The sequence below is a fragment of the Dulcicalothrix desertica PCC 7102 genome, from assembly GCF_003991905.1.
GTDB classification, from domain to species: Bacteria; Cyanobacteriota; Cyanobacteriia; order Cyanobacteriales; family Nostocaceae; genus Dulcicalothrix; species Dulcicalothrix desertica.
Genome location: NZ_RSCL01000051.1, coordinates 10,950 through 32,255, shown reverse-complemented (window position 1 = coordinate 32,255; position 21,306 = coordinate 10,950). Strand labels below are relative to the sequence as shown.

Sequence of the window (21,306 nt, the reverse complement as noted above, 5' to 3'; positions counted from 1 at the left end):
CAAGCTTCGACACGTCCAAGTAATCTTTTCAGATAATTGGCGCCACCAGCCAAAACTGCTGCTGTATCAACGCTGACTAAAGGAAAACCTAAATTTTTAGCGCTGACATGTGCTGCCAAAGTTTTCCCTGTTCCTGGTGGTCCCACTAATAAGCAACCTTTGGGAAGGGGAATATTGGCGCCTCGCGCATCAGGTAAAAAGTCCTGCTTTACCTGAGCAATAAACTTTTTGAGCAAGTCCAAACCACCAAACTCTGGCAGATTTGGCTTGGCGAAAAAATTTAAGTTGAAGGAACGGAAGCGACTAATTTTGTATGAGAGTAAATTTTCGGCTATAGAATCAGTATTTATCTTCCCTCCAGAACGGATTGAAGAAGCTAACCCTAAATTAATCTCCTCAGCTGTCAACCCAGAAGCAATATTAACAAAATCAGAAACGTTAAGCTTTGTATACGATTTGCCAAGCAATTTTTGTAAAGATTGCGTAATTATATCATGTATCTCGTCAATAGATGGTAAGGGAGTCGAAAGGGTTGGAATCAAACTACTCAGAGATTGCGGTAATTCTACATCTTCAGTTGCTAAAATCACTAAGTATTTTGACTGATTACTGTTTTTCAAATACTCATATAGGTTGATTAGATGCGAGACAATTTTAGTTGAATTGCAATTACAGTATTGTTTGAAACTAGTGCTAATCAAAGATGGTAGATTTTCAAGAACATAGATTCCATCCGATTGGCTGTTTAATAAAAAATCAAAAGCTGTAAAAATAGTTCCATTTTCCGGCTGGAAGCTACTTTGAATAGAAGAGAATATTATTGTACTTGATAAATCACACTTGATCTGATTAAAATAACCCCAACCTTCATTCCATAAATAAAGAGGAAGATTTTTATGAGCTGCACATTGATAGTAAATATGTGTCAGTACAGCGATGCGTTCCTGTACTGGAGCATTCACACATATAATTTTGCTACCAGAATCGATTAATAAGTTTAAGTCAGATAATTTCATGGTCTAAAATGGTAATAGTTTGGATATTACGAGCGTTAATTTATCTTGATAATTGGTTATTTGCGGCTTTTTGCGATTGAGCAGTACTTGCATCTTGTTGTTTACGAGCAGGTTGCAGTTTAGGAAGAATTTGCTCAAAATAAATTAAATCTCGCTCGCTCATATTAGTTTTAAGCTGTCCGCCAGATTTCTCTAACAACGTACCGCGTCCATCTTTGGCATCGATGCTTACTTTTCCATCTGGACTAGCTTGCCATGTATAAGAAAATACGCCATCGATTTTTACTTCTTTTTGTTGGACAGCAGCGTATTGAACAAGAGCATTTGTAATTTTCTCAACGCGCGCGAAATACTCAGCTTCTTGTTTACCAACAGGAGCGAACGATGCGGGAATAGGTTCATTTCGTTCTAAAGAGTGTTGCAAAGCGTTAATATTTTTCCGATGTACATTTTCTAATTCGCCTTGTTCGACTTTTACGCCGTTGGGAGTTGAGCGAAACTTCATGATTGAGGCGCCTGTAACTAACTCATTAACTTCATACAAAGAGCCATTACGGGAAATTTGATAATCACCTGCTTGGTATTGATTAGCTCCTGGTTGTGCTTGGAGGTCAAATAAATCTTTAAGAGTTGTAGCGATATTACGTTTTTCTGAGTTATCTTTATACTCACGTACACTGATTTTCATCGCAGAACCAATACTACTCAATACAGTTACCATATTATTAATGCTTTGCTGCCACCATGAAGTATTTTGTGGTTGCTGTAACCTTTTATCAATCAACTCTTGATATTGATTACGCTCTTGCTGTAATGCTTTAATTTCTGCTTGTAACTGTTGAACAGATGTATTTAGTAAGGTTTTTAATGGGCTATTTTCTAGCGCTTGCAGCGATTGCATTACTCGCGTTGAACCTGGAGCGATGGTAATGGTTTGTTTATTATTTGTTGGCGCCTTATTTTCATTATCGCGCGCTGCTTGAGATTCTTTTGATTGAACAGCTTCTTGCTGTAATAAAGTATTTATCACAACTTTGCCGTTTTCATCAGACTGTAAAACAACTTGCCCATCTAGTTCAACCCTCTTATTTGCTGCTCCTTCTACAACATCACCGACTTTCGTTGTACGCAATTGTTGAAGTTCTGTAATAACTTGAGGGTTAAGAAGCTGCCCAGAAAAGGATGAAACTTCATCACGGAATTGATTTCCCTCTTGTCCGTAAATTAGCCTGTCATTATCAAATATTTGCAAGCCCTGTTTATCGTTATCTTTCTCTTTGGCATCAAGTAGGGTTCGTAACAATGCTTCAATGACTTGCTCATAATGCTGTTGAATTCCCTTTGCATCGCTTGCTTCAACTGTAAATATATCCGGCATTATAATAGCCCTCCTAATACAGATGTCAAGAGTTTGAGTCGATTAATAAGTACCTCTGAACCAACATAAAAAACCATTAGTTCTCCATCGATAAACCAAGCGGTAAATTCACTTACTTCTTCAACTGTACGAGTGCATTCATAAGCAAACTTATCGTAGACTTTTCCAGCTAATAAGCCATGTTGGTCAAAGACTTCAATAATATGTGGATAATAATCACCATCTAGAGGCGGCTTATCAATGGTTTCAATAACCATTTTTAGCCATTCAGGATATCGTGATAAAACTGAGAAAAGTTCTTCATTAGAATCAAGTTGTAAAAGTCGCATTTTCTTATCTTCCTTAAAAAACATTGGCTAATTCTTCTGGAGATGGCAGAGAATTAGATTGAGATGGTACTGGAAATAATTTCTCTGCTAATTCACGACGCTCCAAAAATTGTTGTGAGCGTTCAGAATCACTAATTTGAGCAGAATTACTTTGAATTAATCTATGAAGTACAAAATTCCACTTTTCCTCTGACCAATTCATTTCAGCGATGTCAGCAGCAGGGACTTTTACCATTTGTAATAGAGGAACATACGCCTCACCAGCGCGCGTGTAAGCTGGGTTAATAATCACAGCTTTACCAGTACCCATCTTCGCGAACTGTGCTGGCTCTAATAAATGCCGTTTTTGATGATGTTCGTTGCTGCTGTGAGAACCACCCCCTTTCCCAGTACTGCGGGACTTAGAACTAAATTTAATTTCCATTTCCCCCAAATAGTCGCTAAACAGCTTTGCAGATTCTGGGTCTTGAGGGTTAAAAATAAACTTGGTTGCAGTACCTCCCAAAATAGCCCGTGCTAGCTCTTTGCCGTATACTTTCTCAAGCTGGGCGATGTTTTGGTATCCCAAAATGCCGACAAATCCATCTTCTCTATTTTCGTTGAGCCAATTTACTAATGCTGGTAAATACAGAGTTGGTAATTCATCTAACGCCACCACCAAAGGGTCGATACGTGGTGTTGTCCGCGATACGTTGCGTGTAACAATCATATGTAAGATAGCAGCCAACAGTGGCCCAACGATATCTCGGTTATTTCTATCCAAACCAAACACAATTAGCTGCTTGCCGTCCAAGTCTAACGGTAGCGTTGTTTTGCCACAGAAGGCGCCAACATAATCGCGTTTTAGAAAGCGTTGAAACATCCTTTGTGCAGTACCGATGATAGATGCAGCCGTCTTTTCTGAGTCCTTGACGCTGATTAATTGAGAAAGTGGGCGTGAAGTCCATACTTTCAGCTTTTCAATTGAAGCTGCTTCCAAGCGCGCAGGTAAATTTGGCAAAGATAGAATCGCCTGTGCCATCATCAAATCACAGTATTTTTCTTCTCCAGTCAGAGTTTTAATTGCCTTTGTCACAAGTAAAATCCCCTCAACCAAAGAGTCTCCCGCTTCCTCAAAGAACTTATCACTACTAGCATTACCCCCACGGTCAAAGTTACGCGAAATTACCTGTGTAAGTTGTCCTGCTGCGATTGCGTCCTCTTCATCTGCTAGCAAATCTAAAGGATTACAAGTCTCACTTTCTGAAAAACCAGGTGCAAACACGCGCACAGTGTAACCCCGTTTCATGGCGTAAGCTACAGCCCGTTTAGTTTGAGCCGGAAATTTAAAATCATAAAGGCACATTGGAAAACCTTGGTCAAAAGCGCTACGAATTAAAGGGTCTATCACCGAAAAAGTTTTACCCGAACCAGCGGCGCCGATAACAGCTACACCTCGTTGAGCATCAGGAACATATAAAGTATGATTCGCTGAAATAAACTCATTACACTTACTCCCAAAATTTGTTTGCGTTTGAATTAATCCGAGACGGCGCCATTCAGCATTTAAACGAGTACGCATTTGTGAAGGAGTACCAACATATAGTGCAACAGAGTTACGGGTTGGTTGAGCAATCTGCTTTTTCGCCTTATGGGAAGCGCGCGCTTTCTCACGGGCGCCGCCCCAATAACTCGTAGCCACTTTTCCTTTATAATTAGCTCCTGACAAAAACTTAAAAATACCAATAGCAGCAAAACAACCAAGTAATACCAACCCAGATTGCGATTTCATCAAATTCGCTAATCTTTCTATTTGTAAGCTTTGTGTGTTGGTGGCTAAATATTGCGTTTGAGAATAATTTGAAGCGTATCTACTCACTTTTTTGTTCCTTTTACTTCACTCGTTACTGCTGTCAAAGACTCGTTAAAGCGCGTGTATTTTTGACCTTCGTAGCAATACAGAGCGCTCGTAACCATATTTTCTTTATTTGCGCTTTGTGTAATTACCAAACAAGGAAATCTTTGATTAACAGTATCTGAAACTTGAATCAAATTTGCGAGCGGTGGTAGATTAGGATTGGCGATTACTTGTAAAATTAACTCACCTGATTCGGTATACATTGAGTAAATACAACCCTTTGCTCCACAAAGTTTTGGTGAGTGGTAGTCAAACAAATATAATTGACCCGCACCTTGTGATGGGATTTGCATTACTTTGACTAATTTCTGGTCAATTTCAGGCGCCATATCTACGGATAATACTTTTTTGAGTAGTGCGGCTGGTGTATTATTTAATGCGCTTTTCCAAGTAGCCACACGGTTATTGAAAGCAGGGTTTAACTTGAAAAGCAGCATTATAGTAAAAATTGTAATAATTACCGCTAAAGGAATTACTTGATATTTAGAAAGTTTTAAACCCAGAGGTTGTCTTAATATTGGTTGCATAAATGAACCTACATATATATACATCGTTTGATTAATTTTGTAGTATGCGTACCCACAACGCCAGTCGCGCAGCCGCCCACGGCGCTGGCTCCTCTGTGTTCTCTGTGCCTCTGTGGTGAAAACATATGTATTTTTTACCACAGAGACACAGAGAGCGCAGAGAGGAAGTAGAGTTTTATTGTCATAATATTAGGATTTCTGACTCACCTTGACAGGGCTGATTAAGTGCAACCCATTGTTTGCAAAGATTTAGAATACTGGCTAGCAACATTATTGCCGTATTCTCGAACTGATGATTCCTCACTAACATCGCTAACTGTTGTATCAACAGGAATACCCGTACCAGCAAAATACATCTGACCCGCGCGCTCAACTAAACGTTCTCCAGTAAAGGCTTTTCCAGTAGTTGGGTCAATTTGCTTTTCGCTTTTATCAAGTAATTCGTTAACATCTGATGCAATTAAGGTTTGCTGCTCAGAGGGTGAAAAATACTGCGTCATTTCCTCACCTGTGACTTTTTCTCCTTTATCTAACTTGCCAAGGAATTCTGTTCCACCGGATTTACTTGCGATAATTCTCCGCACATCAGGACGCTCGGACATCAACTGCATGGCGCCTAATGGGCGACCGCAATTACTTTCTGAATCACACAAATAATTTCCTACCGAGTTGTAATTACTTTCTGTTCCTGATAGCGCTGTGCTTAAAGCATCAGTATTTGCACCCGATGAATGTTGCTTAGAACAGTTACCTTTAACTGCTTGTAATAAATTCGATACGCTGCTACTTGAAACAATTGGCGCCTGATTAAAAGTAAAACCGTTACTCTTTAACCCTGTGGGAGTAGAAGTAGAATTTTCGGCGCCGACCGTATTCAAACCTAGAAAAATAGGGTCTTTTTCTCTGTAAGTCATAAACGGGACAGGGCCAATGAAATATGGTGTACACCCTAAATCAATAAAACTATTTCGCATACAAGCCCGGAAGAATAAAGCTTGAGACATCATTCCATCAACTTCTGATACATCCCAAACCGCAACTTTGAACGCCGAACCAAATAGATTTCTACCCGTAGGTTCTTTCCCACCGTTGACCGAACCAAGAATTCCCGAACCACCCTTAACTAATTGGTACTTTCCACTTACCCAAGCTTTTCCAGAAACCGTATCAGAACCTGATAGCTCTATATGAGCGCAATCTTTACTACATTGCACAGCAAACCCTTCTTGCTCACTTCCTGAGATAGTACGATTACGTAATTGCTCATCAGTTCCAAAAGCTATATCAATAATACCAACTTCTGCACCAACTGAGTTAATAGGATTAGGGAATTGGGAGAAAGACACATTATTTAACCCTGGTATTTCGTCAATATAAACTCCTTGCCACTTGTCAAATGTACCAAGTGGAGTTATTTGTAACTCAGGAATGGAATCTATATTATAAGCGCTTAAGTCTAATTGAGTAAAATTTAATTTACCTAAATGTGGAGACTGCTGTAACAAGTTACCGATTGTTTGATTTGCATTAAAGTAGCTCGATAAATCTTGAGCGAGTAAATCGTAAATTGGTTTGACTTGGGCAATGGTAATTGTTTTTAAATCGGGGATAGCTTGAACTAAACTTGATAAATTTTGCTTTTTCATAATACCAAAGCTGTCTAAAGTAACTTTATTCAAATTTGAGTTCACAATTTGAGATATATCATTAAGCGAAAATTTTTGTAGTTCAAAAGAATCTTGAAAATCACCTAACATCGTAAATGAATCTGGAGTTTGTCCAGCATTCCAATTTCGAGAAGGGTCATATCCCAACTTTTGGGTTGTATCCGAAGGTGCTTGAAAAGAAGCTGATTCGCTAATCGCTGGCATTTTTGAAAAAGTTATTTGATTCCAATCAGGCATACGAGTATTCTGCCAAGCAATTGTAGGAATCTGGTTTTGAGTGGATGGAGGACTAGATATACTTTGCGATTGGGATATAAGTATTATTGCACAAAATATTAGTATTGATAAGCTAACTCTAAATGCTAGGTGAGAAGGATGGTTTAATATTTTCATTGTTATTATCGGATTATTGGTAAAAATGATGTTGATGTAACGAACCGTAAAGGCGCATAATCCGGAGGATTTCCCGCAGGGTAGAGCGCAAAGGAAGAAAAGAAGGATTTTTTTTAGTTATTGATTACACGCTGTTTAAAATTATCAAGTTGCCTATTTTGACCAAGTTGAATTAATCGATTGACTAGCTGTAAAGAAATCCCACTTTGCTGGGCAGCGTTTTCTATTGATTCTCCAGCTTTTATATTTACCAAAAAGTTTTCAAGACGGCGCCATAAGCGAGAACCAGGCGAAATTAAACGTTGTTGTTGAGCAGCTTCTAACCCTCTAGCCATAACTTGCAAATTCGTGATATTTGTGGCGCCTCTCAAGATGATGGTTTCTGGTTCTTCCGGTTTCGGTATGACTTCTATCGTGTGGTATTCAGGTGTTGCATCACCCATCGCGACTCGAAAAACATATACTTGGCGCCCAGAGTTACCTTTGGCTACTACGGTTAACAAACTGCTATTGATTTTTGGTAACTGTGGGACTTTTAGCGGGTTTATTCGCCGTAGATGTAATACTGTTGCTCCTGGTGTTTCGCAAGGGCGCCCCAACCCAGATAAGCAACCATCGACATCGAGTGAAGCAATAGCAGGATTATCTAACCATACTTTTTCTACTACCTCGCCACTTTTAATAAAAGAGATGTTAACTCCGTACCCTGGTGATAGTTCGATTTTTGGTATTTCTTCCTTACTATTTCCAGTAGCTACATCTTGTGAGATTTGACGTACTCCTTTTAAATTGACTGTTTGGGCTGACGCTAAAAAAGGTTCGGCAAGTACCGTCACAACAGATGAAGCAATAACTACTATGCTTTTTAGACAAGCTTTCATAATTAAAACTCGAATGACTTATTAATAAAAACTTGAACATTAGTACCAGCTTTGACGTACCAAAATTGTTCTTGCTGTTGAATGGATGCCCTAGCGCGCTGATTTCGCTCTAAGATTTGTTGGGTTAGCTGCTCAAATCCACCCGACAAAACTGCCCCCAAGATATTGGTTCGACTTTGGCGATTAGAAGAAAAAGTAGTTGTACCCCCGAAACCGCTGGAATTAAAGATTTGTTCTTCTTTTGGCTGATTAAGGACTTTACCTACTTTTGCTAAAGAACCAACAACAAATGTTTCTGCGTCTCGCGATGCTATTTCTCCTCCTTTATCTCCCCACTTTGAGGCCATTAATGGTTGACCGGAATTACCACGAATGCTTATTGCTCCTGGTGGAAGAACATACTCTTTACCATCAATTACAACCTGCGTTGCTTGAAGTTCTACAAATCCAGATTTTTGGATGTTGTCCACCTGGGCAATTATTTGAGAACCTTTTGGTAAGGTAACAAAACCATCCTCAGTGGTTAATGGGTCGGTAAGCTCAACAATAAACTTTTCTGCCTGTGTCTCGGTAGTTGAATTTTTATTAGTGTTATTGTTGGAATTTTTACCCCATACCAAAGGAGTAGTTAACTTTCCAGATGCACTGGCGCCTACTGTTAATTGTTGTATGGGGGCGCCGTTTATTATTGCTGCTTCTTCTAAATGGAGTGGTTCAAGAGAATTAGTTTCAACGGTTTCGCTTGATACTGTTAAAACAGGGGTGGCTTGAGGGATTGTAATTTGTGCTGGTTGTCTATTATCTACAGTATCGACAGTGTTATTACTTAGCTTATTACTATTGGATGTATCAGAGTTAGAAGCAATCTCACTACTTCCATAACTTCCTAAACGGTTAATTGCCGTCCATTGCTCCATTGGGTCAGTTGGTTGCTTGATAGGAGTCGGCGCCAACACTTTATTTTTAGGAGCAACTTTAGGAGCATCATTTACTACTGGTTGTAATCTTCGACTTGAGGCAATACTGGGAGGATAGTATCTAGCAGGTCGGTAACTTGGACGAGGAGGATTATAAACTTGAGGTGTGCGTACCTGTGCTGAAGCTATTTGATTAGAAGCACGATTGATTGGTTTTCGCTCTCGAACAGGAGTTTTACGATTTTTAGAACTCTCCACCGATTTAATCTTCTCTGCTTGACTACCCAAAGCTAATTCTGCTTTTAGTTTTCCTGTAAGAGCTTCCTGTTGATTGACATTTGGGTCAATTTCTAGCTTTGGTTTTGGATTGTCTAATGCAGCAGTTTTCGGCGCCGACTTCGGTGTACCAGACATAATTGTATTTAAAAACGTCGCTCCAGCAGCAAATACTACAAGCATTACCAAACCCACGGCGCCGAATTTAGCAAATGGATTAGTAGCAAAAGTTGGCTGTGTTTTGCCTAATTGGGGGTCATCAAAGAGTTCCGACTGTGTAACAACATTATTTGAGGCTTCTTGAGTTGGAGTTTCTACTGCTTCATCATTCGAGGATGTTAAACTATTGAAATTAATCTCTTCCTCGTTTAAACCTAACAATCGAGCAAAAGTTTCTGTATCCCAATTAGAACTAGGAGTTTCTGAGGATTCCACCGGATTTATTTCGGTTGAATTGGTGTTGTGTTCTGACGACTGCATTATAAATTCTCCTGCGGTAAATCTCGAATGGCGTAAATTTCCAAGCCGCTCGAACGAACTTGATAAATGATTGCTGCTAGCCCACTTAGTTTGTTGGGAGATTCTGGCGCCTCTACTGCTCGCACAAAAATTTCTTTATTAAAGGGAATCACTTCTCCTAAATTACTACCTTGGTCAAATATGGTCAGATTAGCAATCATTTTTACCTTCCATTTACCCTCAGCTATTTTGACAGGTGATTGAATTGAGAGCGGAATTAAAACTACTTGCGTTTTTCCTTTGAACACTCCAGGTGGGGTAATATCCGCAAGCATTTTTAAAAAATCTTTACGAAAATCTTCAGATAAAGTATAAGATGCTTGCCAAGCTCCAGAGGCAACTTTACCTCGTGCATTGGTGAGCGAGCGAATATCAATGCCTGGGTCAGGTTTTGGTAGTCGTGTTTCTTCAGTTGTATTTGCTGGTAGCGTTCCCGACCAATTCATCATTAGTGTCATCGTATCTGACACAAAACGCAATACAACTTGAGGGGTGCGTTCAAGACTACCGATAGGCGCCACTGTAACCGATTGACCTGTATCTAATTGTACTAAGCTTGGAGGCGCCTTTTTACTCAATTGAGAATACGAACCGTACAGTAGTATAAGTATAAAGAATGTAATGATATTTAACCCAAAAGTACCAACGGCAAATAATGCCAAAGTGTCGCCAGTTGAAAAACTTTTGGACGTGCGATTTAAAAATCTAAGCCGTTTATTCTCTGTATTTATACCCAGTTTTTTATCTACATTAGTCATAATATACTCTCGTTTTTGATTACAATTTATTAACCATCCTAGTAACTAATGCAGAAAATCCAATACTTGCAAGACTAGAAAAGCTATTAAAAACTGCCATTCCTCCACCTGCGGCTAAAACTACAGATAAAATTGGAGCAAGAATACCAATTGCAAAAGCGAAAATCATTGGGTCGTTATTATCAGAATTCAGCACCATTGTCGCAACTAAGCCAGAAATTATATTGAAACAAAGCTTAATCATTCCGACTGAGAAAAAACCTACTAACCATGCAAGAATAGCTTTTTGACCTACAGGAAGTAACGAACCTCCCACAGCAAGTGGTCCAAGTAAAGCAGTCAATAGCAAGCAAATTTCGACAATCCACTGAAAAGCAACAGCAAGCGCTAGTAACCAGCCACGTACAGCTAATTGGAAAATGTTGGTGTTAAAAAAATCACTAATACCTTTAAGCCAGTCTGGGCGGTTATCATTATCAAGTTGAGATTCAATCTCTTTAGCTTGTTTTGAAGCATTTTGCAAGCATTCATTTTGCTGCGTAGGGTCAGCAATTGCATCACACTGCGAGATTAACGATTGAATTGCATCTCCTTTCCCTGTTTTGAGCATTACTTGTTGGTAAGCTTCTTGCAGTTGTACAGATGCTGATGTTGAAACCAACAAAGTTTGGTTTGTTTGATTAATTATTGCCCTTAACCCTTGAGTTGCAGTCGCTAATGGTTGACCGTTATTTGCGAGTAAAACAATTACTATGATTATCCAAATCAATTCCGTAAAACCCTTAGAACTGTCACCGTCTATCATCTCCCGTGTCCACTGGACGATAAAAATTAGTAAAGTGCCAACAGCAAAGAATATTCCAAGATTAGCAATGGCGCCATATAACCCACCACTCAATACATCGCTCCACATTTTATCCATCGCTTGCGCCACAGCTTCACTCGCAGCTAAACCATCTTCTGTAATAGTAGAAGCTGCTTGACCAGGGTTAGGAGGTTTAGCTTGAGCCATAATAGAAAGGCAGGGAGCGGGGAGCGGGGAGCAGGGAGATGGGAAAAGAGCCAATAAAAAGCCATGAGGAAATGGAAGTGTATCAAATGGCATTTGATGTAGCCATGCAAATTTTTGAACTGTCGAAAAACTTTCCTGTGGAGGAACGTTATTCTTTAACTGACCAAATTCGTCGCTCATCACGTTCTGTCTGTGCAAATTTAGCGGAAGCATGGCGTAAACGTAGGTATGAAGCTGCTTTTGTTGCAAAATTGAATGATTGTGAGGCAGAAGCTGCAGAAACCCAAACTTGGCTGAAATTTGGAGTGAAATGTAACTATTTAGACGTTGAGAAAGCTAGGGACATTTATGCTACTTACAATCGGATTTTAGCTATTTTAGTAACCATAATCAATAACCCATCTCCTTGGATTTTAAAACGCTAATTCTTTTTCCCCCTGCTCCCCGCACCCTGCCCCCTGCCTCTTAAAATAGACGCGCTTGCGCCGCAGTACGTAAATTACTAAAACCTTGACCAACACTTTCCTTCTGACGCGCTTGATTTTGGCCATCCAAAGAACGCGAAATATTAGTCAAATTAAGATTAGCCAACTCTTGAGACTGCTGAGACTTCAAACCATCCGTTCTCATTGCTCCTAAAATTGCTGCTGTAGTAGCATTTTGTTGAGCAATACGCTTCATTACATTTTGCGTAACTACTTCCTCATTTGCTGCCGAAGCATTTGATTCAACTTGTTCAACCGAAGTTTGAGTATTTTCAAGCTGTTGTTTAGTAAGTTCTTGACCAGCTTTACTTAAAGTTCCGTTAGTCAAAGCGCGCGTAATTTGACGGTCTACTTCATTTGTTGCTCGTTCAACACCATTAACAGCTGTATCTGAAGTTACTGCTATATCTTCAATTTTTTCTCTCGCTTCGGTAGAATCTGGTAATCCTAACGCTCCAATTGTATCATTAATAGCTGCTTGCAAATCTCCATTTAAAGATTGGCTTAAAGATTGCATTTTTTGAGAAAGTATTGACGATACATACTGATTTAAAGAAGTTAGTTCTTGTTGCCATTGCCCAAATAGTTGAGTTAATGGATTGTTTCTCACAAATGGTATTTCTAATGCATAAGCGCTTGTTAGTCCAAAAGTGGATATTATTAAAGCACCAAAAACACCATATGTAACCTGCTTAATTTTCTTCATAATACCCCTACATTGAAAATTAAAGGCAGTTGGCAATCGGCAGTCGGCAATCGTTACAAAAATTATGGAATTCAAACCCTTGCACGAGCAAGATACAGTTAGCAAGTAAATGAAATGACTCTTTCCTACTGCCCACTGCCTACTGCCTACTGCCCCCTTCACATTGCCCCAATCAATTGTTTTGAAAACTCTGTTAAAGCTACAAACTTATCAGGGTACTGCGCTAAAACAGCAGTTCGTTGTTCTTGTTCTTGAGGATTATTCGCGACTGCCGCTAACAAATTAAATGCTGGATAATAACGGCAGAAAGTAAAAATTCCGTTATCATCCAAAAGCCACTGTGAGTAAACACCCTCCTTTTTGGGAAAAAAGCTTTCTGTCGCGTTACGAGAAATAATTTCTTGTGGATACTTCAAAATACTCACAAAACTATCAATTGCAGTCGGTTGGATACGTCCAATTAGCCGAGTCGTTAAGTTTTGGAAAATCTTAGCTCCTGATGGAGATTGAGCAATTGTATCTGGGTCTTGAGCAGATAAAATTACTCGTATTCCAGCTTTGGCGCCATTAGCACACAATCTACCTACAAGCGCAGCAATCGAATCGTATTCAAATAAAATTGGACTTTCATCAATAAAGAATATGCTCGCCGGGGCTGCTAAAGCTCTACGTAGTGCAGCGCTATAAGCACTTAAACTTAAAATTGCCGCATCTTCATCATTAGATAAGTTACGCAAAGCAAATATTAAGAGCCGCGCGTTACTTCTAAAAGTAGAAGGTTGTGCCAAAGCTTGACCAACTCGCGACGAAAGCCAAAATCTTAACCGTAGGCGAATAGCTTCTAACGCAGCTTTGGTATCACCAGTTAACGAATCAAGCCGTAAACGTTCATGCGAACAGAAATTTAAGAAGTCATGCAAAGTTGGCATTGTAGCCCATTCATCTGAACCAAACCCATTGACATATGCTGCTGCATAACGGTCTCTAATTAAATCGTCACTGAAAAAAGCTTTAAGCGCAAGTGCTAAAATCGAACGCACCGTATCGGTAATCACTTGTGATTGGGCGCCGCTATAACCACGACGATTACCAGTTACCATTGCGAGTATTGCTGTAGCAAGAAAATCTTTGTAATCTTCAAACCTTTCTTGCTGGAGTTTCGAGGGGAGGGAACGTAAATCGGGTAGTTCAAATAAATTACTTGATTCTTTTCCAATATCAAAATATGCTCCATCTTCACCCATAAACCGAGTGTAATCAGTAAAGGTACTTGTTCCATCCGGTTTTGGGTAGTCCATTGCCACCACTGGCATACCATGAGCTAATGCTTGGGTTAAGATACCTGATGCTAATACACTTTTACCCGCGCGCGTGGTTGCAAATAATCCTAAATTCTTGTGCTGAGTGTATAAATTTATAAAGACAGGTGTTCCTCCTTCTTCTGCTATTAACTCCAAACCCCTATCATCATTGGATTTTGTTCTCACCAATGGCATTAGCCCAGGCGCCTCGCTACTGAGGTAAACTGGGCGTCGATTAAATGGAGCAGTCATCAAACGTTCCCAGGTTATAGGAAAAGTTTGCAGCCAAATTCGCCAAGGATATTCTGTTTCTCTTACAACCCATGCTGGACGCAAGAAGCACGATTGTAAGTAACGACAAGCTTCATCTAGCTGTTCACGGCTTTGGCGATGAATCAAAAACACAATACCTATATGGATAGGAACGGCACCTTCGTAAAGTTCTTCCTGCGCGGCAATAGATTTTTTGATGTTAAGCAGGGACTTTACATCAACGGAGTTTTTCTCTTGCGCTATAGTTGCGGAAGTGTTTGCCTGTTTAGTGAGACGCTGCATATTAGTTTTGACAAGCATCTCGTTTGCTCGCATCAACTGGCAATAAATCGAAGTGTCGTAGACTCGTTCTCGTGATAAAACAGACCATAAATAACGCATTTGACGTTCTTTATCCATCCAACCACTAGGTTTATCTACCCATGTAATAGCTCCAATATATTTAGAACCTATATGCACCCAGCGTTTATCAGCTACGGGAACCGATGACTCAGATTCCATTAATAAAGATGTAGGGGCAACATCTGAATAAATTTCCTCTCGTAGCCCCGAGTCATCTAAAACTAAAAGTTGGGGAATAGGACGAGGAACTGTTTCATTAAATCGTTGCCAAACTTCTTCCCAAAGCTCCGAGGCATTTAAAGGGCGAATATCAAGCCCCATTTTGTTTGACAATAGTTGCTCCCATAGTTGAAAACCATCAGTAAAAGATGCGTGTAATAAGCGTTCGATGCCAATAAATTGTAATTCGTTGATTTCTCCTGTAAACGATTTCCATCCTCGTTCGAGTTTTGACAGTACCTTTTCAATTAAATCAGAAGTTCCAGCACTATCAGGTTCAATAGTATAAGTGCAATATAACCGCAGGATTTTGGGTTTACGAACGCCTTGGTTAGTTAATTGCTGAATTCGATGGCGTTCACCCATGAGTAAATATTGCAGTTCTTTATTTGGTGCGGTGTCTATTAACTCCTTTAATTGTTGTTGTCTCGTTGTATCGTCAGTAAATGAACCCAAATGAATCGTTAAGCGCTCACCTTGCGGTAAATCTTTTAACCCAGATTCAATTGCATCAAAAACAGGGTCAATTTGTTCGGTGCGTAGCGTTGAGTGAACCCCCATACACTCAAAACCAAAGTGAATCAGAAAATTATCGGTTCCTTTTCTTAGCACATAGGCGCCTATTGAACGTCCCTGAAGATTAATTTGCAACATCGTAACTAACGCTAATGTATCTTCGACAGGCGTTAAACGAACCTTACTTTCTCCATTATCAACAATACGTTTACCAACTTTTGACTTCACCATTAGCCCCTACTCCTGTTTTTAACTTTACGGGCTTTTTTGGTGTTAATGATTTTTGACTGCAAAATCGGCTGGTATGAACAACGTACTCTAGTCCAATTAGGTGTGGCTACAAACTTTGACAGAATTTTCCAGGCGCCATTAGCAGTCAATATCCACCAAGTAGAAATTCCCCAAGCCGCAGAAGCTATAGTCCAAACCCAGTTAAGCTTTAACAATCCATGACACAGGTAATAAGAAAGAGCGCAAATTATAGCCCAAGGAATTAATTGGTCGGCAGGAAATGGTCCAATGTTGGGCTGCTTTCCCAAAGTCGCGTTAACAGTGCGGTGTTTTGATTTATTAGACTCCATATATTAACCTCCACCAGCACCACCGCCTCCACCAGCGGCGCCACCACCGGAGCCAATAATCAAATTTGCCAGAATATCGCCCATAGTCACTGCAATTAAGATAATCATCGGTGTACGGGCTAAATTCTGCCAATCCTCGTCCTGACGGGCGGCTTGAACCACTCTTACCAAAGAAATTCCCAAGTAAAGTATGAACAATCCTCGTAGTACGTTGAAGGACAGAGTGATAGCTTCATCAGCACCCGTAAACTGCCCAGTCATCCAAGTTTCGGCGTTTTGGAAGAACTGTGCATGTGCAGGTGTTGCAAAGGCATCTAAAAACAAAGCTGTTCCAATCAAGATTAATGAGGTGCTTGTAATCTTATAGCGATTGTTAAACGTTACCAGATAATTCAAGCATCGATTGAACTTACGGCGCCAAATTATTGCAACTCCACCAATAGCAAACATACTCAACTGCACAATGCCTGCCAAACTCTGATTAATCGTTACATCCAATATCATCACTCCACTTGCTATCACGGATAAAGGGTAAATTGGATATTTGAGAAAATTAAGCTTCGATAAAACCGAATTTTTGTTGTTTGCGTTTGAGTGCATAGTCAACCAAAACAACGAGTGTGTTATCTCCCCTTTTACCTCGGTTAATCGTGAATAAAAATCAACCAAATGTCTGATATTGTTAAATCATTTTTATCCTAAAAAAGAATTTAATATTATGTTATTTGTGCTACATTAAGCCAGCTAAAAAATAAGTAATAATCGCGATTATATCAAACTAATTAGTATAAATATATAGCATAGTTTACGCACTAAGACTTGAAGTAAGTAATTTATGCTTCAATTGCAATCTGCGTAGCATACGTAGAAAATAGTAGATAGTAAGTAACTCAATAACTAGCTTTATTCCTTCAGTTATCTTTAATTAGTAACCGCTGAAATCCGGATACAGCAATGATTATAATTATCTATTTGTTTTAGTTACTGTAGTTACTGAATAAAAATATCAGTTATAAGTAAAAATAAATGCAAATTTTTCTGATTTAGGTTCAATTTAATCGGGTCGGCACCTGTTATTTTTGATTTAATAGTAATTTCAATCGTTATAAATGCGAAAAGCCACTATATAAGCAGCTTTCATGCGTTGCTATAAAATTGAAAGTTCAATAGCTGATTATTCGTTGGTAAGCGCGATTAATGGTATTCCAGACTTAGAAGGTGTTTGCTTTCACCAACTTTGCCACACTTTTGGCACTTATATACTGAATCAAGAAATAATTACTTATTCTTCAAAGAAAATGTTTTTGCTGCTTGGGTGCAGCCTACCAGTAGGTTCGTCTATAAATACCCCATCGACCCATGTAACATTGCAAAAGAAAGCAGCTTCCTCGCCAAAACTATTAAAATTAGCACCTTGGAAGTTAGAACAAATAAAATTACCACAAGTTGAATCAACACCAACTGCATTCATACCGCGCAAATCGCAGTAAATCAGTTTAATACTGTCGAAGCAGCAAATATCCATATTGGCGCCTCGAAAATCACATTTGATGAATTTAGTTGCCAAAAAATTAGAAGCACGCAAGTTGGAATTGCTAAAATTTATATAAATTAAACACGCGCCACTCAAATCAATAGACTGGAGGTCAGCCCCTCTCAAATCAGCACGGTACAAAATGATGTCTCTAAAGTCTCGCTCGCCATTTGTATAGCGTCTTCCAAATTCTTGGCTATCAATAACTCTGATGAAGTTATATTCGATATTGCCATTAGGCATAACAGTATTGCACCAAATAGTTTTCTCTGTGACTTTAGCATTAGTTAAGTTGGCATCGGTCAAGTTGGTATCGGTCAGGTTGGCACCAGTTAAATTAGCACCAGTTAAGTCAGCACCAGTCAAATTAGCACTAGTCAAATCAGCGTTAGTCAAATCAGCGCTTCGGAGATTGGCATTACTTAAGTTGGTGTTAATTAAGTAAGTTTTGCTAAGATTAGCTCCTTCCAAATTGGCAGTAGTCAAGTTTGCATCAATTAAACTACTATCTCTTAACCAACTTCTTTCCAGGTTGGTATCACTCAAATTAATGCCAATCAACCAACGAGAGTTAATATAGACAGTTCTTAAATCAACTTTACTAAAATCCCTCTCTCCAGCAGTATAACGCTGCAAAAATTCCTTAGCATCCACAACTTGACTCCTGCATTACCAACATATTTAAAATAATCAGCAAATACCCTTAATAATTTGCGCTTATTGAGGGTTAAAAAATGTCAATTCCAATTGGCTATAACTAATTTATGGTAAAGATTTCGAGACTTTCGCTCATTCCGAGCGCATATAGTGTTCCCGACGAGCGCACGTTCCTGCCATTACTTGAAGTAGGTAAAATAATTTATGTTAACAACCCTTTTACCGAAATCTTGATTTCTGGAAACGAAACAGGACTAATTTCTCCATCTACAAGTGTTATTTCGTCAGTATAACTTCTGTTAACTGGGTTACGAAAAACTTTGAGAACGTGATTCTGTAAATCTACAACCCAATATTCTAAAATGCCAGCCACAGCATAAGCCTTTTTTTTGGGGTCTAAGTCTTTGCTTAAGCTGGTGTTTGAATATTCAATAATCAAAAAGACGTTTTCAGGGTAGGGATGACGGGTTCGATAAAGTGTTCTTAATGGCTGGACAATTGCCACATCAGGTTCTGGCTCCGAACCAGTTGCGGGTATTGTAATAGGCTTTGCACTACGTACTATTGCTTTCTCACCAAGTAAGGGACGCAAATAGTCACCTGCATCTGTGCTTAACTGAGCATGTTCAGGACCTTCCGGTGGCATCTCAACAATTTCTCCGTTTAATAGTTCGACGTGACGGTCTTTTAAAAGACCGACTTGAATCATGAGGTGATAGTCATCAAGTGTCCACTTGGCAGTAGTCACAGTCATATAATGCCTGTTTTTCCTTATTTAGAAGATTCTACCAATATTTTACTGCCCTTTGTGGAAGGTAGGAGAATGTCCATTGCCTACTTCAAGCTTATACTGCTTGTTTTGACGAGAACACATTTTTAAGAAAAAAAGATGCTTTGGTTTTACGGGTAGAAACTGTAGTAACGAAGAAGTGGAAAATTCTTAAAATAACTGTTGTACATGCATTACAGCAGTTACTGTGTTGTGTTCTATTGTTGCTTTGCTAGTTACCATCTCTATGCAGGCACCTTCCAAATCTAACATTACGTGTGGCGCCTGATGTTAAAGCATTCGGTAATAACTATACCTTTAAATTGCCTGCAACCGAAGTTTGTACTCATGGAACACCCGCACTTAAGAATGAACTAACGTTCAACATTAATGTTATCGCTGCAAATAATGCACGTCAAACTAGTTATATGAACAAAAATCAATATCATCGAACCTGCTCCCTTAATGGCTGCAACCGATGAAGAACTATCACCACACACAGTAAGGACCTTCTTTGATAGTGCCATCAGGCATAGTAGTATGCCAGATTACATTGAACTTCCTGCAAAGACCTTCACCGTTGACATTGGAGTCTCGGAAGTCAGCGTGAGCCAAATCAGCACGTTGAAGGTAACCAATCTTAGCACCAATGAAAGTAGCACCAACAGCTTTAACATGGCACATGTTAGCCTTAGTCAAATCAGCCCCAGTCAAATCGGCATTACTCAGGTTGGCGGAGAACAAATTAGCATCCCTCAAAATTGTTTCCCGCAAACCAGCTTCATCCAAATAAGCACCGAACAGATCGGCTCCAGTCAAATCAGCCCCACTCAGATCGACCTTTTCAAGATTAGCTCCCCGCAGGTTAATACTCCGCAAATCACCACCTTCGAGTCCAGTAATCTGACCATCAACCCCATCTCTCTCGCCCATTTCGCCAACAATACGAATCAACTCAATCCCATTAAAGTTACGCTCCCCAGCTTTATAACGCTCCAACAATTCATCAGTAGTAATTCTCCAAACCATAATTTAACCTCCAACTTATTTTCTGATCTTAAATCTAGTGCGTCTGATCTCTGGCGCACCCTTTTTGATCCTACCAACCTCTTTGACCTAACCCTCCAAATCTCTGACCTTCCCACAGGACAACCAGCCGAAAACCAAATTCGACCAATACGGGCGCCAATGGCGGTGGAACCCTCCTCATCGATAACGACGCTAATGGTGTAGGCTGGTTCATCGATACCACCCCTTGGGAAAACAGCGAAGTTGCCCAAACCCTAACCGACACAGCATTCCTCCGTGCAACAACAGGCGTCGATACAGCAAGCACCGACCAAACCAGTAATTATCAACCCAGTTGGCAACAATGTAGGAACAACCATTAACCCAATAACCCTAGCAATTAGTACAAACCTCCATAACTTCGAGAACTGTTTCAAACCATCTCAAGTGTTGAACTGTTTTATCACGTCCCTTTGCCGTACCCAATGTTAATTGTGAGTATGGCTTACCTTTTTCAGTAGGCAGATAATCAGGATTGCCTTCTGGGTTACGAACTTGAAAATCCTGTTCAATCAATAGTTTATTAACTCTCTGTGCTGAATACGTTTCACAAGTAAGTTCAGTTAATATTTCACCTAACTGGGTAGGCGCCAGTAATTTATCTTCTACTGGGACAAGCAGCATTAATTTAGCTTCTTCTGCTTCCTCCTGTAAATGAGGATATCTTTTCCCGATTGCGTTTAGCTTGGCGCCTGCAACTAATTTTGGTTCTAAGCCAGCCTTACCAAGTGTTAAATCTAGTAAGGTTGATATTTCTTCCAACGATGGTATCCGAAGCTTGGACTGTTGCGGCACCTCTATTACTCTTTGAGATGAAATAAGCTGGCGTAACGCACGGTTTGCCCAAATACGAAACTCAATGTTTACCCACTGCGCGCAGTCAATCGCAACTTCCGAATGTGCCCAAGTGCCTTGACTTTGTTTGTCATTACCACCTTTAATTGTGATGACTAACCCCGAAACGGGAATCGCCGTATCGGCTGAAAGTCCTTCTAGGAAAGCTTTTGTGCTTTCAAGACGCGAATAGTCACTAAACTGCTTCTCATGAGCCTGACACATTTGAGTCACGTTGACATAAGAAGCAGGAATATCATATTTACCAATTTTTGTGGCTTCAGTGAGTTGGCAAATTGCGTGATTGTTCCAGTTGTGAGTTAACATTTTTACCTCTTCAAGATTTTCTATGTAAGTAAGAAGGAGGCGCCATGAAAGATGGATAGCGCCCCTTTACACATCGTCCAGGTTGTGTAAATCATGATTAAAACTTCCTTCAAAACTACTTAAT

21 protein-coding genes are annotated in these 21,306 nt (G+C 39.7%); 2 read left to right on the top strand and 19 right to left on the bottom strand.

Going from position 1 to position 21,306, the window contains the following annotated elements; translation table 11 throughout:
* From DSM106972_RS55605 to DSM106972_RS48115, 10 genes are all read right to left on the bottom strand, one after another.
* Positions 1-1,016 (bottom strand): AAA family ATPase (locus DSM106972_RS55605; RefSeq protein WP_127087369.1); only part of this gene is annotated, 1,016 nt, incomplete at its 3' end.
* 40 nt (positions 1,017-1,056) lie between these two features.
* Positions 1,057-2,394: a hypothetical protein gene (locus DSM106972_RS48155; RefSeq protein ID WP_127087366.1), complete on the bottom strand. Its 1,338-nt coding sequence runs from the start codon at positions 2,392-2,394 to the stop codon at positions 1,057-1,059.
* Complete coding sequence (locus tag DSM106972_RS48150) at positions 2,394-2,723, bottom strand: hypothetical protein (RefSeq protein WP_127087365.1); 330 nt, start codon at positions 2,721-2,723, stop codon at positions 2,394-2,396. The genes DSM106972_RS48155 and DSM106972_RS48150 overlap by 1 nt, the downstream gene beginning before the upstream one ends.
* Before the next feature lie 13 nt (positions 2,724-2,736).
* Positions 2,737-4,494 (bottom strand): type IV secretory system conjugative DNA transfer family protein, encoded by a 1,758-nt coding sequence (locus DSM106972_RS48145; RefSeq protein WP_127087368.1) that lies wholly within the window; start codon positions 4,492-4,494, stop codon positions 2,737-2,739.
* 83 nt (positions 4,495-4,577) lie between these two features.
* On the bottom strand, positions 4,578-5,147 hold the full coding sequence (locus DSM106972_RS48140; RefSeq protein ID WP_127087364.1) for a histidine kinase: 570 nt from the start codon (positions 5,145-5,147) through the stop codon (positions 4,578-4,580).
* Positions 5,148-5,368: 221 nt separating this feature from the next.
* Positions 5,369-7,207 (bottom strand): hypothetical protein, encoded by a 1,839-nt coding sequence (locus DSM106972_RS48135; protein WP_127087363.1) that lies wholly within the window; start codon positions 7,205-7,207, stop codon positions 5,369-5,371.
* A 113-nt stretch (positions 7,208-7,320) separates the two neighbouring features.
* Positions 7,321-8,088, bottom strand: coding sequence for a hypothetical protein (locus DSM106972_RS48130; protein WP_127087362.1), 768 nt, complete (start codon positions 8,086-8,088; stop codon positions 7,321-7,323).
* A 2-nt stretch (positions 8,089-8,090) separates the two neighbouring features.
* On the bottom strand, positions 8,091-9,761 hold the full coding sequence (locus DSM106972_RS48125; RefSeq protein WP_127087361.1) for a TrbI/VirB10 family protein: 1,671 nt from the start codon (positions 9,759-9,761) through the stop codon (positions 8,091-8,093).
* Positions 9,761-10,558, bottom strand: coding sequence for a hypothetical protein (locus tag DSM106972_RS48120; RefSeq protein ID WP_127087360.1), 798 nt, complete (start codon positions 10,556-10,558; stop codon positions 9,761-9,763). The genes DSM106972_RS48125 and DSM106972_RS48120 overlap by 1 nt, the downstream gene beginning before the upstream one ends.
* A gap of 19 nt (positions 10,559-10,577) precedes the next feature.
* Positions 10,578-11,570 carry a hypothetical protein gene (locus DSM106972_RS48115; protein ID WP_127087359.1) on the bottom strand — a complete coding sequence of 331 codons (993 nt, stop codon included), beginning with the start codon at positions 11,568-11,570 and terminating at the stop codon, positions 10,578-10,580.
* A 38-nt stretch (positions 11,571-11,608) separates the two neighbouring features.
* Here DSM106972_RS48115 and DSM106972_RS48110 point away from each other — a divergent pair, with 38 nt between their 5' ends.
* Complete coding sequence (locus tag DSM106972_RS48110; protein ID WP_127087358.1) at positions 11,609-11,995, top strand: four helix bundle protein; 387 nt, start codon at positions 11,609-11,611, stop codon at positions 11,993-11,995.
* 40 nt (positions 11,996-12,035) lie between these two features.
* Here DSM106972_RS48110 and DSM106972_RS48105 read toward each other — a convergent pair whose 3' ends face one another.
* The 6 genes from DSM106972_RS48105 to DSM106972_RS48080 all read right to left on the bottom strand — a co-directional run bounded on the left by DSM106972_RS48105 (position 12,036) and on the right by DSM106972_RS48080 (position 18,938).
* Positions 12,036-12,761 (bottom strand): hypothetical protein, encoded by a 726-nt coding sequence (locus DSM106972_RS48105; protein ID WP_127087357.1) that lies wholly within the window; start codon positions 12,759-12,761, stop codon positions 12,036-12,038.
* A gap of 158 nt (positions 12,762-12,919) precedes the next feature.
* On the bottom strand, positions 12,920-15,643 hold the full coding sequence (locus DSM106972_RS48100) for a putative type IV secretion/conjugal transfer ATPase (protein ID WP_127087356.1): 2,724 nt from the start codon (positions 15,641-15,643) through the stop codon (positions 12,920-12,922).
* Complete coding sequence (locus DSM106972_RS48095; protein WP_127087355.1) at positions 15,643-15,993, bottom strand: hypothetical protein; 351 nt, start codon at positions 15,991-15,993, stop codon at positions 15,643-15,645. Before DSM106972_RS48095 ends, DSM106972_RS48100 begins: the two co-directional genes overlap by 1 nt.
* A 3-nt stretch (positions 15,994-15,996) precedes the next feature.
* Positions 15,997-16,593: a hypothetical protein gene (locus tag DSM106972_RS48090; RefSeq protein WP_233787531.1), complete on the bottom strand. Its 597-nt coding sequence runs from the start codon at positions 16,591-16,593 to the stop codon at positions 15,997-15,999.
* Positions 16,594-17,275: 682 nt separating this feature from the next.
* Entirely contained in the window at positions 17,276-18,181 is a 906-nt protein-coding gene (locus DSM106972_RS48085; protein ID WP_127087354.1) for a pentapeptide repeat-containing protein, read from the bottom strand.
* Between the two features lie 205 nt (positions 18,182-18,386).
* A complete protein-coding gene (locus DSM106972_RS48080; protein WP_127087353.1) occupies positions 18,387-18,938 on the bottom strand; it encodes a Uma2 family endonuclease in 552 nt (183 codons plus the stop codon).
* A 293-nt stretch (positions 18,939-19,231) separates the two neighbouring features.
* On the opposite strand from DSM106972_RS48080, the gene DSM106972_RS54530 reads away from it, so the two are divergent.
* The gene (locus DSM106972_RS54530; RefSeq protein ID WP_127087352.1) at positions 19,232-19,435 is read left to right on the top strand and encodes a hypothetical protein; all 204 of its coding nucleotides are present in this window, start codon (positions 19,232-19,234) and stop codon (positions 19,433-19,435) included.
* Between the two features lie 7 nt (positions 19,436-19,442).
* Here the strand turns inward: DSM106972_RS54530 and DSM106972_RS48070 are convergent, their stop codons facing one another.
* The 3 genes from DSM106972_RS48070 to DSM106972_RS48060 all read right to left on the bottom strand — a co-directional run bounded on the left by DSM106972_RS48070 (position 19,443) and on the right by DSM106972_RS48060 (position 21,182).
* Positions 19,443-19,982, bottom strand: coding sequence for a pentapeptide repeat-containing protein (locus tag DSM106972_RS48070; RefSeq protein WP_127087351.1), 540 nt, complete (start codon positions 19,980-19,982; stop codon positions 19,443-19,445).
* Between the two features lie 70 nt (positions 19,983-20,052).
* Positions 20,053-20,289, bottom strand: a complete 237-nt coding sequence (locus DSM106972_RS48065) for a hypothetical protein (protein WP_127087350.1) — start codon at positions 20,287-20,289, stop codon at positions 20,053-20,055.
* A 65-nt stretch (positions 20,290-20,354) separates the two neighbouring features.
* On the bottom strand, positions 20,355-21,182 hold the full coding sequence (locus DSM106972_RS48060) for a KilA-N domain-containing protein (RefSeq protein ID WP_127087349.1): 828 nt from the start codon (positions 21,180-21,182) through the stop codon (positions 20,355-20,357).
* Positions 21,183-21,306: the final 124 nt, after the last annotated feature.

Coding starts and splice junctions, on each gene's coding strand:
- DSM106972_RS48155 (WP_127087366.1), bottom strand. CDS start 2,394: ATGCCGGATATATTTACAGTTGAAGCAAGCGATGCAAAGGGAATTCAA.
- DSM106972_RS48150 (WP_127087365.1), bottom strand. CDS start 2,723: ATGCGACTTTTACAACTTGATTCTAATGAAGAACTTTTCTCAGTTTTA.
- DSM106972_RS48145 (WP_127087368.1), bottom strand. CDS start 4,494: ATGAAATCGCAATCTGGGTTGGTATTACTTGGTTGTTTTGCTGCTATT.
- DSM106972_RS48140 (WP_127087364.1), bottom strand. CDS start 5,147: ATGCAACCAATATTAAGACAACCTCTGGGTTTAAAACTTTCTAAATAT.
- DSM106972_RS48135 (WP_127087363.1), bottom strand. CDS start 7,207: ATGAAAATATTAAACCATCCTTCTCACCTAGCATTTAGAGTTAGCTTA.
- DSM106972_RS48130 (WP_127087362.1), bottom strand. CDS start 8,088: ATGAAAGCTTGTCTAAAAAGCATAGTAGTTATTGCTTCATCTGTTGTG.
- DSM106972_RS48125 (WP_127087361.1), bottom strand. CDS start 9,761: ATGCAGTCGTCAGAACACAACACCAATTCAACCGAAATAAATCCGGTG.
- DSM106972_RS48120 (WP_127087360.1), bottom strand. CDS start 10,558: ATGACTAATGTAGATAAAAAACTGGGTATAAATACAGAGAATAAACGG.
- DSM106972_RS48115 (WP_127087359.1), bottom strand. CDS start 11,570: ATGGCTCAAGCTAAACCTCCTAACCCTGGTCAAGCAGCTTCTACTATT.
- DSM106972_RS48110 (WP_127087358.1), top strand. CDS start 11,609: ATGGGAAAAGAGCCAATAAAAAGCCATGAGGAAATGGAAGTGTATCAA.
- DSM106972_RS48105 (WP_127087357.1), bottom strand. CDS start 12,761: ATGAAGAAAATTAAGCAGGTTACATATGGTGTTTTTGGTGCTTTAATA.
- DSM106972_RS48100 (WP_127087356.1), bottom strand. CDS start 15,643: ATGGTGAAGTCAAAAGTTGGTAAACGTATTGTTGATAATGGAGAAAGT.
- DSM106972_RS48095 (WP_127087355.1), bottom strand. CDS start 15,993: ATGGAGTCTAATAAATCAAAACACCGCACTGTTAACGCGACTTTGGGA.
- DSM106972_RS48090 (WP_233787531.1), bottom strand. CDS start 16,593: ATGCACTCAAACGCAAACAACAAAAATTCGGTTTTATCGAAGCTTAAT.
- DSM106972_RS48080 (WP_127087353.1), bottom strand. CDS start 18,938: ATGACTGTGACTACTGCCAAGTGGACACTTGATGACTATCACCTCATG.
- DSM106972_RS48070 (WP_127087351.1), bottom strand. CDS start 19,982: ATGGTTTGGAGAATTACTACTGATGAATTGTTGGAGCGTTATAAAGCT.
- DSM106972_RS48060 (WP_127087349.1), bottom strand. CDS start 21,182: ATGTTAACTCACAACTGGAACAATCACGCAATTTGCCAACTCACTGAA.